This is a genomic window from Oleiphilus sp. HI0132, from assembly GCF_001635845.1.
In genome coordinates, this window is the sequence record NZ_LWGJ01000476.1 from 1 (window position 1) to 836 (window position 836).

Annotated in this window: 1 protein-coding gene; it reads left to right on the forward strand. The window is 48.0% G+C overall.

Features of this window, described 5'->3' with window-relative positions; genetic code table 11:
* The coding region (gene hemC, locus A3766_RS05820) for a hydroxymethylbilane synthase (RefSeq protein WP_068641900.1) at window positions 1-836 on the forward strand (836 nt) is incomplete at its 5' end.

Genomic DNA, 836 nt, shown 5'->3' on the forward strand with positions numbered 1-836 from the left:
AAGTCAATATTAATGGCATGACAACCAAAGGGGATAAGATTCTAGACGTCCCCCTTGCTAAAATCGGTGGCAAAGGCTTATTTGTAAAAGAGCTTGAAGCATCAATGCTAGAAGGCATTTCAGATATCGCCGTCCACTCAATGAAAGATGTCCCTATGGAGTTCCCCGAAGGTCTTGAGCTAGCCGTTATTTGTGAGCGGGAAAACCCCTTCGATGCTTTCGTTAGTAATCAATACGACTCGATCGATCAACTTCCAGAAGGTGCAATTGTTGGCACCTCAAGCCTACGCAGGCATAGCCAACTGGCCGCCTCTCGCCCAGACCTAGATATTCGCCCTTTAAGAGGCAATGTTAATACTCGTCTGGCAAAGCTCGATGCAGGCGAGTATGACGCCATTATTCTTGCAGCCTCTGGACTCAAAAGACTTGAATTCAATGAACGCATCAAAAGCGTCATATCGGCTGAGCAATCACTTCCAGCTGTTGGCCAAGGCGCTCTAGGCATTGAGTGCAGAAGCAAGGATGAGGATATTAAAAAATTATTGGCGCCCCTCATTCACCCAGAAAGCGAGTTCTGCGTAAAAGCTGAACGCGCAATGAATCACCGGCTCCATGGTGGCTGTCAGGTTCCAATCGCCGGATATGCAACCTTAGAAAGCGAGACACTGACACTCACCGGCTTAGTTGCCTCAGAAGATGGCGCAACCATCCTTAAAACAAGCTTAAGCGGCCCACAAGCTCAATGTGAAGAGCTGGGTGTTGCCGTAGCGGAAGCTCTGCTTGAAATGGGTGCAGGCCCTTTACTAGAAGCTGTCTATAACAAAGCTCAAGTTTAA